Genomic DNA, 16,550 nt, shown 5'->3' with positions numbered 1-16,550 from the left:
GTCGCATCTCCTGTCAGGCCACGCGGTACTGCTCGTCGCGGGCGTCGGTGAGGAACATCTGCCCCGGGGCGTGCGTGAGGGCGAACGGCGGACGCGAGGCCATCACGGCCGCCTGCGGGGTCACACCGCAGGCCCAGAACACCGGGATGTCGTCCGGTTCGGTGTCCACCGGATCGCCGAAGTCGGGACGGCCGAGGTCGTCTATGCCGAGCCCCGACGGATCGCCGCAGTGCACGGGGCTGCCGTGCACCGCCGGCAGCAGACTGCTCTCCCGGATCGCCGCCGCCAGGTGCGGGGGCGGCACCGGCCGCATGGACACCACCAGCGGTCCGTGCAGCCGCCCCGCCGGACGGCACTGCCGACTCGTCACGTACATCGGCACATTGCGGCCCTGCTCGACGTGGCGGATCGGGACGCCCGCCTCGCTCAGCGCCCACTCGAAGGTGAAGCTGCATCCGATCAGGAACGACACCAGGTCGTCCCGCCAGTACGCGCGCACGTCCGTCGGCTCGTCCACCAGCTCGCCGTCCCGCCACACCCGGTAGCGCGGCAGATCCGTGCGCAGGTCCGCTCCGCCGGCGAGCACGGTGGTCCAGGATCCGGCGTCCGTGACGTCGAGGACCGGGCAGGGCTTGGGGTTGCGCTGGCAGAACAGCAGCATGTCGTAGGCCCAGTCGGCGGGCACCGAGATGAGGTTGACCTGGGTGTGGCCGGCCGCGACCCCGGCCGTGGGGCCTGTCAGGCCGTCCCGGAAGCGGGTGCGGGCGGTTTTCGGGCTCCACGCGCGCGCGTGCTCGTCGACGAGGACGACGGGACGGTCTTCGGTGCCGGTGCCGGTGCCGGAGTGGATTTCGGTGCGGGTGCGGGGGGTGGTGTCCGTGGGGTTCACGTGAGCTCCTTCCCGCGCGTCTCCGGCAGCCCGAGCAGTGCGAGCGCCGCGAGGCCGTAGCCGATCGCCCCGAAGACCAGCGCGCCGCCGACGCCCCAGCTGTCGGCCAGGAAACCGACCATCGTCGGGAACACGGCACCCACCGCACGCCCGGTGTTGTACGTGAAGCCCTGCCCCGTGCCGCGTACCGCCGTCGGGTACAGCTCGCTCAGGTAGGAGCCGAATCCGCTGAAGATCGCCGACATGCAGAACCCGAGCGGGAAACCGAGCACCAGGAGCAGGGTGTTGGCGCCGCTCGGGATGTTCGCGTACGCCAGGATGCAGATCGCCGACAGCAGGGCGAAGAGCCAGATGTTGCGCCTGCGGCCCAGCTTGTCGGTGAGGTAGCCGCCGGTGAGGTAGCCGATGAAGGCACCCGATATCAGGAACGTCAGATAGCCGCCGGTGCCGACGACGGACAGCTCGCGCTCGGACTTCAGATACGTCGGCACCCAGGTGGCCAGCGTGTAGTAGCCGCCCTGGACACCGGTCGAGAGCAGCACGGAGAAGAGCGTGACACGCAGCAGACCCGGCTTGAAGATCGCCTTGAAGGATCCCTTCTCCGCGCTCTGCTCACGGGCGGCGGCGGCCTCGGGCGCGTCCTGCACACTGCGCCGCAGCCAGACGACGAGCAGTGCGGGCAGCGCCCCGGTCCAGAACATGATGCGCCAGGCCAGGTCGTCTCCGGCCACCGAGAAGACCAGCGTGTAGACGATCACGGCGAGGCCCCAGCCCACGGCCCAGGAGCTCTGGATCGCGCCGAGCGTGCGGCCTCGGTTCTTGGCGCTGGCGTACTCGGCGACGAGGATCGCGCCGACCGCCCACTCGCCGCCGAAACCGAGGCCCTGGAGGGCGCGGAAGACCAGCAGCGTCTCGTAGTTGGGCGCGAAACCGCAGGCGACGGTGAAGACCGCGTACGTGATCACCGTGATCATCAGCGCCTTCACCCGGCCGATACGGTCCGCGAGGACGCCGGCGAGGGCGCCGCCGATCGCGGAGACCACCAGCGTGACGGTCGTGAAGAGACCGGTCTGACCGCTGTTCAGGCCGAAGTAGGCGGACAGCGCGACCATGCTCAGCGGCAGCGTGAAGTAGTCGTACGAGTCGAGGGCATAGCCGCCGAAGGCACCGGCGAACGCCCGGCGGCCACGCGGGCCGAGGGCGCGCAGCCAGCCGAACGCCCCGTCGTCGGCGGTGCGTTCCGCCGCGTCGGGGCGTGTCTCTTCGGTCAGGGCCTGCGGTGGAGGGGTCGTGCTCATGGGCACCTCGCAGAGGGGGGACGGAGAGTGCTTCGGGCCGAGCCGTGTCCAGCACCGTAGGGGATTGTTCAACGATCCCTCAATACCCATGTTGGTTCTTCTTGTGATCTGCGATTGAATTCCGGCATGGCAGAGCAGCTGAAGGACCTTGCCGACGACCGGGCTCTCCTGGGGCGCACCAGCACCGCCGAACGGGTCTCGGACATCCTCAGGAGCCGGATCGCCGAGGGCTACTTCCCGCCCGGGACGCGCCTGTCGGAGGACAGCATCGGCGGCGCGCTCGGCGTCTCCCGCAACACGCTGCGCGAGGCGTTCCGCCTGCTCACACATGAACGGCTGCTCGTCCACGAGCTGAACCGGGGTGTCTTCGTCCGGGTACTGACCGTGGAGGACGTCGAGGACATCTACCGCACCCGCCGGCTCGTCGAGTGCGCTGTCGTCCGCGGCCTCGGCGAGCCGCCGTACGGCCTCGACGGGCTCGCCGGTGCCGTCGCGGAGGGGCGGCGGGCGGCACGGGAAGGTGACTGGAAGGGAGTGGGTACGGCCAACATCCACTTCCACCGGGAGCTGGTCGCCCTCGCCGTGAGCGAGCGCACCGACGAGTTGATGCGGAGCGTCTTCGCCGAACTGCGGCTCGCGTTCCATGTGGTGGACGAGCCGCAGCGGCTGCACGAACCGTACATCGCGCGAAATGTCGCGATTCTTGAGGCTCTTCAGGTAGGGGAGCGCGGCAAGGCCGAGCGTCTGCTCGCGGGCTATCTCGACGACTCGCTGAAGCGGGTCGTCGAGGTGTACCGGCGGCGGGTCGGCGAGGACGGCTGACGGGCGCGCCGAGGGCGGCTGACGGGCGCGCCGAGGGCGGCTGACGGAATCCCCGAGGACGGCTGACGGGACCGCCGAAGGGGCGTACCCGCGTCGTTTGGGTGGTTGTCAGACCCAGGACCTAGTCTGTGCACCGTGACTTCGCCTGCATCGACGGACAGCGTTCCGCCCCAGTTCAGCGCGGGGCCGCGCCCCGCGCCGGGGCCGGCCGCCGACGAGGGCCTGGCGCGGCGCCTGCGCGCGCTCGCCTGCACGGCGCCGCTGCACGACCTGGACGCGCGCAAGGCCAATCTCGCGGGCGAATACTCGGTGTACGGCATGGCGGAGGTCGCGCTCGCGGCCATCGACCTCGTCACCCTGAACATGGACTTCGACACGGGCGCGGACCACGACCAGATCGTCGCCCGCCTCATCCCGCGCATCGCCGCGCAGGCGTCGCAGCGGCCCGCCGCCGAGCACGAGCGGGTGGCCCGCTGGGTCCTGGAGAACCTGATCAACGTCGGCAGCGTCGACCGCGGCTTCCGCGCGGTGTACGGCACGTTCGGGGCCGACGGCACCTATGTGCGCCGTGACTACGACTTCAAACTGATCGAGGAGGTCCCGGGCCCCGGTGGCACGGTGTACCTCCGTACGACGGACGAGGCGGTCAACGTCCTCGTCGGCGCCCTCGACACCGATGTCACCAGCGCGCAGATCGCCGCCGAGGTCAAGCTGGAGGTGCTGATCAGCCGCGGCCGGCTCGCCGACGCCCAGCTCGCGGCCGAACAGGCCCGCTACCGCACCGTGCAGTACTCGGAGACCCTGCGCAGGGCCCTCGACGCGACCCGGCGCAATGTGCGCGCGGTGGACTGGCTGACCACCGTGCCCGACATGATCGCCGAGGCCCTGGAGCACGTCGCCGACCGCTATCGCCACGAGAACGCGATCCTGACCAACATCCGCAAGGCCCGTGACGAGTCCGAGGACCCCGAGCACAAGCGCCGGGCCGCCGAGCTCGTCGACATCGTCAAGGACTGCATCCGCCGGCACACGCAGTTGCAGTCCCGGCTGCTCGAGGCCGGACCGCTGTTCCGCGCCGAGCAGGACAGGCAGGCCTTCGCCACGCCCATGACCACGTCGGGGATCGACCTCTACGGCCATCTCGTCGCCCCCGTCCTGCCGCTGTCGCTCGAGAAGGCCGTCCGCGTCACAGACGCCTTCTTCGCCCGCGGCACCGGGCTGCGCACGCCGGTGTCCGTCCGGGTCGGGGACCTCGTCGACATACTGCTGACGCCGCCGGTGGAGCGTGAACACCTGGGTGCGGAGATGCCGGAGCCGGACGTCATCGCCACGCCCGACGACAGCCGGTTCAGCGAGGAGCAGATGGCGGCCGCGCAGGAGCTGCTCGACCTGCCGGCCGACGCGCCGCGCCGGCTGTCCGGGCTGCTCGCCGAGGCCCGCCGGCAGGACCCCGAACTGCCCTACCTGGTGGCCCTGCTGGCGGTGCACGCCGCCAGTCCGCCGGTCGGTACGGCCTATCGGCAGGGCGAGCGGAAGCTGCTCTTCGCCGTGGACGACGGAGCCGAGCTCGATGATCCGGAGTTCGGCGGGGCGGACTTGATCGTCGGGACGGCGTTGCTGGACGCGGCGGGGATGGCTGCGGATCGGACCGAAGCGGCGTGAGTGTGTACCGGCGGTATGAGTGAGTACGAGCGGCATGAGTGTGTACCGGCGGTATGAGTGAGTACCAGCGTCATGAGTGACCACCAGAGGAACAAGGAGCCCCGACCGTGAGCGAGCACGTCGAGTGGAGTGAGCCGGAGGGACCGGCGCCGACGGCCACCGCCGCCGTCACCCCCGCCGACGCCGCCGACGCGGCGCGGCTCGTCTCCTTCGGGCTGCAGCCCAAGCTGCAGCCCGCCCGCGACCAGGAGTACGCGGACCTGCTGCGCCGGTACCGCGAGGACCCGCCGTTCGCGCGGCTCGCCGACGCCGTGGCGACCGGTCTGGGGCTCATCGTGCTGGAGGTGTCCCCGCGCGCGGGCATGGCCGTGACCGCAGCCGAGGACTCGGTGTTCGCCGTGCGCATGGGTGACTACGCGCGTCGTACGTCCGCCGACGGCGGCGACCGTTTCCTGCACGGGCTCGCCCATCTCGCCGTCGCCGCCATGGCGTTCCCGCGCCCCGAGGACCTCGCCGACGACGGCTACATCGGCCGGGTCACGGTCAACGGCGTCGACGCCTTCGTGCGCCAGGCCTGCCGCCGCCTGGAGGAGCGCGCCGCCGAGCAGGGCGAGAACACCGACCCGGCCACCGACACGCCCGGCCTGGAGGCCGCCTGGCGGATCTGGGTGCGGCGCAGCGCGACCGGGGCCACCAAGGACGCGCGCAGGCTCGCCGGTTCGACCACCGGCATCGTCGCCAAGGCCGTCGCCTTCCTCACCGAATCCGGCTTCCTCCAGCGCACCGGCGACGACAACGGCGGCACGTACCGCACCACCGCCCGCTACCAGCTCCAGGTGCGCGACATGGCCGGCAGCGCCGCGATGGCCGAACTGCTGGAGCTGGGCGTCGTCCCGGTCACCGACGGCACCCCGACGCTGCTGCCCGCCGAGGAGAGCGACGACCTGGAGCTGGTGGCCGACGCCGGGCTGCCGTTCCACTCCTCCTGACCCCCCCACATTTCACGAAGGCTTACGAGAGTCCGCCATGTACGAGCTGTCCCGGGTCCGCCTCTACTCCATCGGGCCCGCCGGTGCGCGCTACGCCGACACCGTGCTTGACCTGCGCGGTGTGGGCGAGGCCGTGCCCGACCCCGCGCCCACCCAGGCGGAGTTCTTCGAGGACGAGCCCGTCGGCCCGCCGCGCCGGCCCGCGCCCGCCGGTGTGCTCTTCCTGGAGAACGGCGGCGGCAAGTCGGTGCTGCTCAAGCTGATCTTCTCCGTGATGCTGCCGGGCCACCGCAACACGCTCGGCGGCGCCAGCTCCGGTGTGCTGCGCAAGTTCCTGCTCGCCGACGACTGCGGACACGTCGCGCTGGAATGGCAGCACGTGCTGACCGGCGAGTGCGTCGTCGTGGGCAAGGTCAGCGAGTGGCGCGGGCGGCAGGTCTCCAACGACCCGCGGAAGTTCGCCGAGGCCTGGTACTCCTTCCGGCCCGGGCCCGGGCTGAGCCTCGACAACCTCCCCGTGGCCGAGTCCACCGCCGTACGGGCCCCGGTCGAGGGCCAGTCCGGCGCACGCGGCCGGCGTCGCACCATGAAGGGCTTCCGCGACGCCCTCACGGAGGCGGGCAAGACCTACCCGCACCTCGAGGTGCACTGGGAGGAGATCCACGACCGCTGGATCGAGCACCTGGGCGACCTCGGCCTCGACCCGGAACTCTTCCGCTACCAGCGGGAGATGAACGCCGACGAAGGCGAGGCCGCCGGCCTCTTCGCGGTCAAGAAGGACGCCGACTTCACCGATCTGCTGCTGCGTGCCGTAACCGACACCCGCGACACCGACGGGCTCGCCGACCTGGTCGGCGGCTTCGGGAACAAGCTCGGCCGGCGCGCCGAGCTGATCGCCGAACGCGATTTCACCGCCGGGTCGGTCGACCTGCTCGGTCGGATCGTCGAGGCCGCCGAGGCCCGCACCCGCGCGCGGGACATCCACGCCGGAGCCGAGCGGCGCACGCGGAACCTGGCCCGCAAGCTGTCAGCCCGAGGGGTTCAGGAGCGGACCAGGGCCGCCGACCTGGCGCAGCGGGTCACCGCCGCCGCGTACGCGGTCACGCACGCCGAGGCGGCCCGCGAGCGCAGCGCGCTGATCTCCGCCGAACTCGCCTACCGGCACGCCTCGCTGGCCCTCGCCGCGGCCGAGAAGTCAGCAGCCGCGCAGAAGCGCGAGCTCGCCGACGCCCGGACGCTGTACTCCGCGTGGCAGGCCGCTGAGGCCGCACTGCGCCACCGCGCCGCCGCCGACCGCGTCGCCCGGGTCTCCGCCGCGATCCAGGAGGCGGAGCGCGACGCCGCCCCCGCGCTGGCCGCCCGCTCCAAGGCCGCTGTCGATCTCGTACGGGCGCTGCACGCGGCCGCTGGGAACGCCGAGAACCTCGCCAACGAGGAGGAGGAGCGCTCCGCCGCCCTCCAGGAGGTCAGCGACTCGGCCTACCGCGACTCCACCGCCGCCGCCACCGAGGCACAGCGCGCCCGCAGCGAGATCGGGCACCTCAAGCAACGCCTCGCCGAGGTCGAGCAGGAGACCGCCGAGGCGGTACGGGCCGGCTGGCTCGACGACAGCGCGCCCGACGCCGACCCGGCCCGCGCCGCCCTCGCCGCCAGCGACGCCGAGAAGACCGCCGTGGCGGCCTGGGACGCGGCCCGCGAGGCGTCCCACCGGGCCGCGGAGCACGCGCGCGAGGCAGCCGCCACCGAGACCCGCGCGGAACTGACCGCGGCCCGCGCGGCGGACGCGGCCACGGCGGCGGAGCGGTCGTACGAGGCCGAGCGCCGCACCGCCGAGGCGCTGGCGGGGGAGGAGCGGCTGGCGGAGCTGCTGAGCCTCACGTCCGAGACCGGCCCGGGCATCCCGCAGCCCCGCCACGGCTCGGACAGCGAACCGGCCCTCCCGGCCGCGTCCGGCGAACAGGGGCTCAGCCCCGAGGAGCTCGACCGCTTCGCCGACGACCTGCGCGAGCTGCTCGACGACGCCGTCGGCTCCGCCGAACGCCAGCTGTTCGACCTGCGTACGGCAGCCGCCGACGACTCCCGGATCCTCGGCGCGCTCGGCGACGGCGGGCTGCTGCCGCCCGGCCCGGACGTACTGGCCACCGTCGAGTACCTCGGCGAGCACGGCATCCCCGCGCTGCCCGGCTGGCGCTATCTCGCCCAGGCCGTCGACCCCGCCGACCACGCGCGTGTACTGGCTGCCCGGCCCGAACTCGTCGACGGCGTGATCATCACCGACCCCGACTCCCACGCACGCGCCCGGGAGGCGCTGGGCGACGCGGCGCTGCTGCCGCGTTCCGCCGTGGCCGTGGGCACGGCGGCCGCCCTGCTCGCCCCGACCCCCGCCCCGGACGCGGACGGCGGCGACGTGTTCCTCGTCCCGCCGAACCCGGCGATGCACGACGAGCACGCCGCCGACGAGGAGCGGCAGACCCTGCGCGCCCGGGCGACCGAGCGTGACGAGGAGATCCGCGTGCTCGCCGCCCGGCTCGGCAAGGACCGCGAGCTCGCTGCCCGACTCGCTTCCTGGCGCACCGGCTGCCCCGCCGGCCGACTGGCCGAACTGGCCCGGGCGGCACAGGACACCCGCGCGTTCGCCGAGGAGTCGGAAGCCGAGCTGGCCGAGGCGCGCACGGTGCGGGCCGAGGCCGACGAGACCGCGACCGAGGCCGCCCGCGTCCGGGACGAGCGCCAGGAGGCCGCCCAGAAGGCCCGCCGCTCCGCCGACGCCCTCGCCGGGCTCGCCTTCCGGCTGCGCGAGCGGGCCGGCTGGCAGGTCAAGGTGCGGGAACTGGCGGACGAGGCGACCGAGGCCGAGGCGGGCGCCCAGACCTGCCTGGAGCGCGCCCGGGCCGCCGACGAGGACCGGCGTGGCGCCCAGCGCGCCGCCGACGACGCGCGCCGCACCGCCCGCGCGCTGCGCGCCGAACGCTCCGAGATCGCCGGCGCCCCCGACGACGTACCCGAGGACGAGACCCAGACCCCGAAGGCCTCCCTGCCCGCCCTGCGCGAGGCCTACCGGGCCGCGTCCCAGGTGTACGAGAAGGTCGGCGTGGGCGCCGACCTGCGTGCCGAACAGGCCCGCGCGGAGAGTGACGAGAGCGCGGCCCGCGCCGAGCTGGACCGGCTCAGCAACAAGGTCCGTACGCGCGCGGAACAGCTCCTCGAATCCCCCGACGGCTCCGACGGGCCCAGCCGCCAGGCCGCCGCCGCCCGGGCCGAGGAGCTGGTGCAGCTTCTGGAGACCCGTATGTCGAACGCGAGCGAGCAGCTCGGGCGGCTGCGCGGCGAGGCCGAACGGCACGCTCCGGAGGACGGCGAGGCCCACACCGAACTCCCCGAGGAATCGCAGCCCCGCGACGCCGAGCACGCGCAGACCCTGCTGCGCACGGCCACGGGCGAACTCGCCTCCCACACCGAGGCGCTGAACCAGGCACGGGAGGCACACACCGAACTCCTCGACGCCCATCGCTCCGCCGAGGACGCGGCGGGCGGCTTCGACGAGATCGCCGCCATGCTCCGCGACCTGCTGCGCGAGCACGCCACGGACGAGGAACACGAAGAGCCCGAGCCCTACCCCGGCAGCCCGGAGGAGGCCCGGCAGTCGGCCGCCGAGGCCCGCCGCTCCCTGCGCGGCTGCGTCGCCGACCTGTCCGCCGCCGAGGCCGCCGTCCGCGAGGCAAGCGACATCCTCGTCCGGCACGCCAACTCCACGCGCTACGAGCAGGTCCGCACCCCGGCACGGCAGCAGATCCGCGAACTGCCCGCCTCCGCGCTGCCCGAGCACGCCCAGAAGTGGGCGGACGCCTTCGCGCCCCGGCTCCGCGTCCTGACGGACGAACTGGAACAGCTCGAGCGCAACCGCGACTCGATCGTGGACCGACTGCGCGGCCTGGTCGAGTCGGCCCTGGCCACCCTGCGCTCCGCTCAGCGGCTTTCCCGCCTCCCGGAGGGCCTCGGCGAGTGGTCGGGGCAGGAGTTCCTCCGCATCCGCTTCGAGGAGCCCGATCAGGCCACGCTCACCGAGCGGCTGGGCGAGGTCATCGACGAGGCGACTCGCGCGGCCGTCAAGAAGAACTCCGACCTGCGGCGTGACGGCATGTCCCTGCTGCTGCGGGGTGTCGCCGCGGCCCTGCAGCCCAAGGGCGTCGCCGTCGAGATCCTCAAGCCCGACGCGGTGCTGCGCGCCGAGCGGGTCCCCGTCGGGCAGATGGGCGACGTCTTCTCCGGCGGTCAGCTCCTGACCGCCGCCATCGCCCTGTACTGCACGATGGCCGCGCTGCGTTCGAACGATCGGGGCCGCGACAAGCACCGGCACGCCGGCACCCTGTTCCTGGACAACCCCATCGGCCGCGCCAACGCCACCTACCTGCTGGAACTGCAGCGGGCGGTGTCGGACGCGCTGGGTGTCCAGCTCCTGTACACCACGGGCCTGTTCGACACCACCGCGCTGGCCGAGTTCCCCCTCGTCATCCGCATGCGCAACGACGCCGACCTGCGGGCCGGTCTGAAGTACATCAGCGTCGAGGAACACCTCCGCCCGGGCCTGCCGCAGCAGGCCCAGGCGGGGGAGACGGTACACAGCGAGATCACGGCGACGAGGATGTTCAAACGCCCGGCGTCCTCCACGCCTTAGGGGCGCGGGGAACTGCGCGACCGGTCACGACAAAGTCGGACTCATGCGTACTCATGAGTCCTTCTTCAGTCCGCCGCCGGTGCGGAGAGGGGAGACGAGGCCGTGGTGTCCGAGCGGTGCTCGGCGAGCACGCCGGTCCGGTGCCGCTGGACGAACCAGTAGTAGGCGAAGCCGCCGCCCGCGATCACGGCGACGAACAGCACCGCACCCCAGCGCAGGTACCAGTGGTAGGGAGCCGCGGCGTTGTAGACCGCGGCCCGCGGCCAGATGAGGTTGAGCGTCATGGCCCCGCCCCACAGCACGGCCAGGATGTTGACCGGCAGACCCCAGCGGCCCAGGGAGAAGCGGCCCTCGCTCGCGGGCTGCCACTTTCCGCGCAGCCGGGCGACCAGCAGCGGCACCGTGACACCGAGGTAGGCGAGGTAGATCATGATGATGCCGATGCTGGTGACGACCGTGAAGATCTGCGGCTGGCGGATGTTGACCACCAGGATCGCCAGCGCCAGGATCCCGATGATCACAGTCGGCAGGACCGGCGTCTGGAACCGCGGGTGGCACTTGGCCAGCTTCGAGGACGCGGGCAGGTTGTTGTCGCGGGCCATCGCGAAAGCCAGCCGGACGGCCGCCGTGTGGACCGCCAGGGCGCACACCGTCACCGCGATCAGCACGCACCACAGCATCGCCTTGCCGGCCGTCGGGCCGAGCACGTCCAGAACGATGTACTGCAGACCGTCCGTGGACAGCTTCTCACCCTTGAGGCTGGACACGCTCATCAGCGCGAGCAGCAGGATCAGACCGCCGAGCACGAAGGACGCGACGATCGCCCGGATGATCGCCCGCGGCGCGTTCCGGGTCGGGTCCAGGGACTCCTCGCCGAGCGAGGCGGCGGTGTCGAAGCCGTACATGACGTAGGCGGAGGCCAGCGAGGCCACCAGGAAGGCACCCAGGTAGCCGTTTCCGTACCCCGCGCCGGTGCCGTGCGTCTCCATGACGACCTGCGGGCCACGCGTGATGTGGACCGCGAACAGGACGATCAGCACGACAGTGGCGATCAACTCGATGAACACGCCCGCCGTGTTGATCCTCGCCATCAGCTTGACGCCGAAGGCGTTCACCAGCGTGGTGAACAGGATCAACACCGCGGCCAGGATGACCGCGTTGGTCGCCACGTCGTACGCACCGGTGCCGTCCCCCACGAACTGGAAGAACGACGAGATCTGCGGCAGCGTCAGCTGGTAGGCCAGTGCCACGGCCGCGATGGACACGATCGAGGCGATCAGCATCATCCAGCCGGCCAGCCAGCCCAGATGCGGATTGCCTATCTTCTTCGACCAGTTGTAGACGGAGCCCGCGACGGGATAGCGGGCGGCGAGCTCCGCGAAGCAGAGCGCGACCATGAACTGGCCGGCGAAGACCATCGGCCACGACCACCAGTAGGCGGGGCCGCCGCTGCCGTAGCCGAAGTAGAACAGCTGGAAGGTGCCGGTCAGGATCGATATGTAGCTGATCCCGGCGGCGAAGGTGTGGAAGTTGCCGAGAGTGCGCTTGAGCTCGGGTTTGTAGCCGAACTCGGTGAGTTCGGCGTCGTCCTGGCCGGGGGCGTGAGTGGACTGCGCGGTCGGTCTCATGGGCGGTTCCTCAATGGGTGTTCCTCGGGGCGGTTCGATCATTCGAACCAACCCTGAGGGGTGGGACGGGTGTTGCGCCAGATGTGCTTCGTCTCGCGATACTCGGCGAGCCCCGCGGGCCCGAGTTCGCGTCCGAAGCCGGACTGCTTGAAAACGCCCCATTTCGCCTGCGGAACGTAGGGGTGGAAGTCGTTGATCCAGACCGTCCCGACTCGCAGCCGGTCCGCGACCCGCGCCGCCTGGGCCTCGTCGCCCGTCCGCACAGCGCCCGCGAGTCCGTAGATCGTGTCGTTGGCGAGGCGTACGGCCTCCTCCCGGACCACGGACATGCCCGCGGCGCACTCGTCCAGGACAGTGGGCGGGTACTAGAAGCCGCCGGCGAGGTCCTCCCGGCCCGGGCACGAGCCGCCGCACCGCAGCCGAGATCAGCGGACCGGTCCGGACCCGCTCGTCGAACGGCCGCCCAGGCGGATGTCCCGAGCCCGTCGTACGACCTCGTCGACGAAGCGGTCGTGCGGGAAGTCCTCGACGAGCCGCCGTGTTCCGACCGGGCACACCTGCCCCGAGTGCAGGAACACGGCTGTCAGCGCCATGTCGACGGCCGCCTCGAAGCCGGCGTCGGCGAAGACGATGTTGGGATTCTTGCCGCCGAGTACAAGGGCCACCTTCTTCACCGCCGGAGCGGCGGCAGCCATCGGCCGGTGGCCGGTCTCCAGGCCACCGGTGAAGGAGACGAGGTCCACGTCCGGATGGTCGCCCAGCGGGGCGCACGCCTCCGGGCCCGCCCCGAGGACCAGATTGCCGGCCCCGGGGGCGTGATCAGCCCGCACACGCCCCGACCGGCTCGTGCACCACCCGGCTGTCGACGTCCGCGCTGCCCGTCTCGACGACCCGGCCGGATCGCTCGCCACCAGCCGCCCGAAGCAGCGGAAGCAGCTCGCGACGTCGTCGATGTCCTACTCGCTCTCCACGAGCCGCTTGCCCGTGTCCAGGGCCCTTACGGGTGGGACAACTGCCCGGCCCCGCCCCGCCGGCGTATCCGCCCCTGGGCCCGCACGGCCGCGCGTGCCTGCCGTCGGGCCCGACGGCGCTCGCGGCGCAGGGCCCGTGCCGTGCTGCTAGGCATGGACACCACGCCGTTGCGCTGGTTCCAGACCTGACGCGTCACCCACACGTCCAGGGCTCCCCAGGTGGCCGCGATCGTGCTGACGACACTGCTGATCACCATGGGGAACGCCAGCCAGGACCCGGCCATCGTGCACAGGAAGGCCACCATCGCCTGGATCAGGGTCAAGGCTATGAGAAGCACCGCCCGCACGGCCGCCGTCCGTACCGGATCCGGCAACCGCCGTCGCCGGGCCGGCTCCTCGACCCACAGAGGCCGGTTGTACTGCTGCCCGCGTACGCCGCGGCCCACCTCGTGAGCCAGGGCTTCTCTTTCGTGGCCCCTCGTCCCCGCCTCGTCGGCCGGAATGTCGCGATCAGTCGCCTCGCGATTCCGATGCCCCGGCACATGCGCCCCGCCAGCCCTGGGCGTCCCGTGCCGCTCCGCCGTGCCCATCAACGTGTCACTCCCCACCGCCAGCAGACCGCTCTCTCGCATCCGAAGACCCGTGCTCCCCAGTGGCTGCCCGGCTTGCGCTGTTTTACGCCGCCCAGGTGCGGGATGCGGCTCCTGTGGCCGATTCCGCCCCCAACTCCCGTAGAGAAGGACGAACAACCCGCCACGAAGATTCCCAAGAACCGAAAAATTTCAGCCAACCGCCCTGGCGGGTCACGGCACTCGGCCCGCACGGCCGCCCTCGGATTCGGGGAGACAACTCCCGCAATGCCCGGACAACTCCCCATGCCTCGTGGCTGGCGCGGAAGTTCACCTTCCGGACCGGTCTTCGAGTTCCCTGTGGGTCGGTAGTAGGCTCGCGCCGTTTGTTGACGCACATGTGTACCCCCGGTAGGCGGGGGCCCGAGCTGGGGGAGGCCATGCGCTTTCGCGGGAAGTCCATCCGCCGGAAGATCGTGGCGCTGCTTCTCGTGCCGCTGGTGTCCCTGAGCGCGATCTGGGCCTTCGCCACGGTGCTCACGGGGCGTGAGGCGGCCGACCTGTTCAATGTGTCGTCCGTGGTGGAGAAGATCGCCTACCCCATGGAGGACACCGTCCGCGTCCTCCAGGAGGAACGCCGCCAGACCCTCGTCTACCTCGCCGACCCCCGCGCATCCGACGGGCTCGCGGCGCTCCGGCGCAGCAGGAATGCCACCGACCAGGCCGTCAGCGGCATGCGCGACAACGCCCGGAATCCTGACGTGCGCGACGCGATGGGCGAGGACACCGACGAACGCCTGACCGCCGTCCTGGACGCCTTCGAAGGGATCGAGTCGCTGCGCAGCAGCGTCGAGGACGGCACCGTCAACCGTTCTCAGGCCCTCGACCTCTACAACCGGCTGGTCGACCCGTGTTACGTCCTCCTGGCCAACCTGCACGTGGTCGACAACGTCGAACTGGACAAGCAGTACCGCGCGCTGGTCAACCTCGCCCGTGCCCGCGAACTCCTCTCCCGTGAGGACGCCCTTCTCGGCTCCGCCCTGATCGTCGGCAAGATCTCCCACTCCGAAGAGCGCGACATCTCCGACCTCGTGGCCCAGCGCAGCCTGATGTACGACGCCAACCTTCCGCTGCTGCCCGTCGCGGAGCGCGACCGCTACGAGAGCTTCTGGAAGAACGCCTCCTCCGCTCCGCTGCGCGTCGCCGAGGAAGCGGCCGTCTCCTCCGGGTCCGGAGCTCCCCGCGGTGTTTCCGCGAAGAGCTGGGACAGCGCCGCCGGCAACGTGCTCGACGAGCTCGGCACCCTCAACGACCAGGCCAACGACCGCTACCAGGACCGCGTCGACCCGGTGGCCATGGGCGTCATCGCCAAGGCGGTCATCGCCGGTGTGCTCGGCCTGCTCGCGCTCCTGGTCTCACTCTTCCTGTCCGTGCGCGTCGGCCGCACCCTCATCCGCGATCTGCGGCAGCTGCGCCTGGAGGCCCACGAGGCGTCCGGGGTGCGACTGCCCAGCGTGATGCGCCGGCTCTCCGCGGGCGAGCAGGTCGACGTCGAGACCGAGGTCCCGCACCTCGAGTACGACAAGAACGAGATGGGCGAGGTCGGCCAGGCCCTCAACACCCTGCAGCGCGCCGCCGTCGAAGCCGCCGTCAAACAGGCCGAGCTACGCGCCGGCGTCTCCGAGGTCTTCGTCAACCTCGCGCGCCGCAGCCAGGTCCTGCTCCACCGGCAGCTCACCCTGCTCGACGCCATGGAGCGCCGGACCGAGGACACCGAGGAACTCGCCGACCTGTTCCGCCTCGACCACCTGACCACCCGCATGCGCAGGCACGCCGAGGGCCTCGTGATCCTCTCCGGCGCCGCCCCCTCCCGTCAGTGGCGCAAGCCCGTCCAGCTCATGGACGTCGTACGCGCCGCCGTCGCCGAGGTCGAGGACTACGAACGCATCGAGGTCCGCCGACTTCCGCGGATCGCCGTCACCGGCCCGGCCGTCGCCGACCTCACCCATCTCGTGGCCGAACTCCTGGAGAACGCCACGGTCTTCTCGCCTCCGCACACCGCCGTCCAGGTCCTGGGCGAGCGGGTCGCCAACGGCTTCACCCTGGAGATCCACGACCGTGGCCTCGGAATGGCCGCCGAAGCGCTCCTGGACGCCAACCTCCGGCTCGCCGAGACGCCGGAGTTCGAGCTGTCCGACACCGACCGGCTCGGTCTGTTCGTGGTCAGCCGGCTCGCCCAGCGACAGAACGTCCGGGTCTCCCTGCAGCCCTCCCCGTACGGAGGGACGACCGCCGTCGTCTTCATCCCCGACGCCCTGCTGACGGACGACATCCCGGACACGAACGGCATCGGGTTCCGCCTCGACCGCCCCCAGCTGGCCGGCGAGAACGAGCCGCAGGACAGCCGCCGCGCAGCCCTGTCCCAGGCGCCCGCACCGCGTCCGGGCCTGCCCGCCTCCCTCCTGGACGGACCGGTCGAGCTGGAGGCCCCGGTGGACCTGGACGCCATCAGCGGATTCCCCGGCTCCCTCGAGGACGAGAGCGGTGAACACGGCGCGCTGTTCCGCTCCCGCCACTCCCTCACCCGTGCCCAGGACGAGACAGCAGGCCGCCCCGACCCGCAGCAGAGCGACGCTCGCGGCGGACGGGACCGGACCGACACCGGCGACGAGCTCGGCGCTCCGGCCGTCCCGTCCCGCCGCCATACTCCCAAGCTGGTCAGCTCGCACGGGCGCCCGGTCACCGAGCAGCGCCCCCGCCGGGGGAAGACCGACGAGGAGCCGACCACGGCCACCGGTCGAGCGGAATCGGGGGAGGCATCCTCGCTCCCGTCGCGTCGCCGGGGCGAGGAATCCGCGAGCGGCCGGGCCATGGGCCGGTCCGGGCCGGAGCACGCGCTGCCGGTCAGGCGCCGCACCGAGGACTCCGCGACCGGCAGCCGCCGAAGCGAGGCGCAGACCGACGCACCCCCGCCGCTGCCGGCCCGTCGCCGGGGGACGGAATCCGCTCGCCCGGCCATCGGCGCGGCCGGCCGCGCCGCCGACCAC

9 protein-coding genes and 1 pseudogene are annotated in these 16,550 nt (G+C 72.0%); 5 read left to right on the top strand and 5 right to left on the bottom strand.

What is annotated here, in order from left to right; translation table 11 throughout:
• Positions 1-13 precede the first annotated feature (13 nt).
• Together ACWIF2_RS28870 and ACWIF2_RS28865 are read right to left on the bottom strand one after the other, a co-directional pair.
• Positions 14-850 (bottom strand): putative hydro-lyase, encoded by an 837-nt coding sequence (locus ACWIF2_RS28870; RefSeq protein ID WP_454363736.1) that lies wholly within the window; start codon positions 848-850, stop codon positions 14-16.
• A 35-nt stretch (positions 851-885) separates the two neighbouring features.
• Entirely contained in the window at positions 886-2,187 is a 1,302-nt protein-coding gene (locus ACWIF2_RS28865) for an MFS transporter (RefSeq protein WP_454363722.1), read from the bottom strand.
• A gap of 126 nt (positions 2,188-2,313) precedes the next feature.
• On the opposite strand from ACWIF2_RS28865, the gene ACWIF2_RS28860 reads away from it, so the two are divergent.
• The 4 genes from ACWIF2_RS28860 (at position 2,314) to ACWIF2_RS28845 (ending at position 10,335) form a co-directional block, all read left to right on the top strand.
• Positions 2,314-3,009, top strand: a complete 696-nt coding sequence (locus tag ACWIF2_RS28860; RefSeq protein ID WP_454363721.1) for a GntR family transcriptional regulator — start codon at positions 2,314-2,316, stop codon at positions 3,007-3,009.
• A gap of 135 nt (positions 3,010-3,144) precedes the next feature.
• The gene (locus ACWIF2_RS28855) at positions 3,145-4,671 is read left to right on the top strand and encodes a hypothetical protein (RefSeq protein WP_454363720.1); all 1,527 of its coding nucleotides are present in this window, start codon (positions 3,145-3,147) and stop codon (positions 4,669-4,671) included.
• A 107-nt stretch (positions 4,672-4,778) separates the two neighbouring features.
• Positions 4,779-5,660: a hypothetical protein gene (locus ACWIF2_RS28850; RefSeq protein ID WP_189726360.1), complete on the top strand. Its 882-nt coding sequence runs from the start codon at positions 4,779-4,781 to the stop codon at positions 5,658-5,660.
• 37 nt (positions 5,661-5,697) lie between these two features.
• Complete coding sequence (locus ACWIF2_RS28845; protein ID WP_454363719.1) at positions 5,698-10,335, top strand: hypothetical protein; 4,638 nt, start codon at positions 5,698-5,700, stop codon at positions 10,333-10,335.
• 65 nt (positions 10,336-10,400) lie between these two features.
• Here the strand turns inward: ACWIF2_RS28845 and ACWIF2_RS28840 are convergent, their stop codons facing one another.
• The 3 genes and pseudogenes from ACWIF2_RS28840 to ACWIF2_RS28830 all read right to left on the bottom strand — a co-directional run bounded on the left by ACWIF2_RS28840 (position 10,401) and on the right by ACWIF2_RS28830 (position 13,524).
• Complete coding sequence (locus ACWIF2_RS28840; protein ID WP_454363718.1) at positions 10,401-11,963, bottom strand: APC family permease; 1,563 nt, start codon at positions 11,961-11,963, stop codon at positions 10,401-10,403.
• Positions 11,964-12,001: 38 nt separating this feature from the next.
• Positions 12,002-13,069 (bottom strand): annotated as a pseudogene (locus tag ACWIF2_RS28835) (aldehyde dehydrogenase family protein); the annotation flags it as partial.
• Complete coding sequence (locus ACWIF2_RS28830; protein WP_454363735.1) at positions 12,961-13,524, bottom strand: hypothetical protein; 564 nt, start codon at positions 13,522-13,524, stop codon at positions 12,961-12,963. The pseudogene ACWIF2_RS28835 and the gene ACWIF2_RS28830, both read right to left, overlap by 109 nt.
• Before the next feature lie 419 nt (positions 13,525-13,943).
• Here ACWIF2_RS28830 and ACWIF2_RS28825 point away from each other — a divergent pair.
• Positions 13,944-16,550 (top strand): nitrate- and nitrite sensing domain-containing protein (locus ACWIF2_RS28825; protein ID WP_454363717.1); only part of this gene is annotated, 2,607 nt, incomplete at its 3' end.

The sequence above is a fragment of the Streptomyces sp. NPDC055506 genome, assembly GCF_053643595.1.
Note: the sequence above shows the minus strand (reverse complement) of the source record. Positions and strands in the feature narration are given on the sequence as shown.

What these genes read in the sequence shown, in the direction of transcription:
- ACWIF2_RS28865 (WP_454363722.1), bottom strand. Translation starts at nt 2,187, where the DNA reads ATGAGCACGACCCCTCCACCGCAGGCCCTGACCGAAGAGACACGCCCC.
- ACWIF2_RS28860 (WP_454363721.1), top strand. Translation starts at nt 2,314, where the DNA reads ATGGCAGAGCAGCTGAAGGACCTTGCCGACGACCGGGCTCTCCTGGGG.
- ACWIF2_RS28845 (WP_454363719.1), top strand. Translation starts at nt 5,698, where the DNA reads ATGTACGAGCTGTCCCGGGTCCGCCTCTACTCCATCGGGCCCGCCGGT.
- ACWIF2_RS28840 (WP_454363718.1), bottom strand. Translation starts at nt 11,963, where the DNA reads ATGAGACCGACCGCGCAGTCCACTCACGCCCCCGGCCAGGACGACGCC.
- ACWIF2_RS28830 (WP_454363735.1), bottom strand. Translation starts at nt 13,524, where the DNA reads ATGGGCACGGCGGAGCGGCACGGGACGCCCAGGGCTGGCGGGGCGCAT.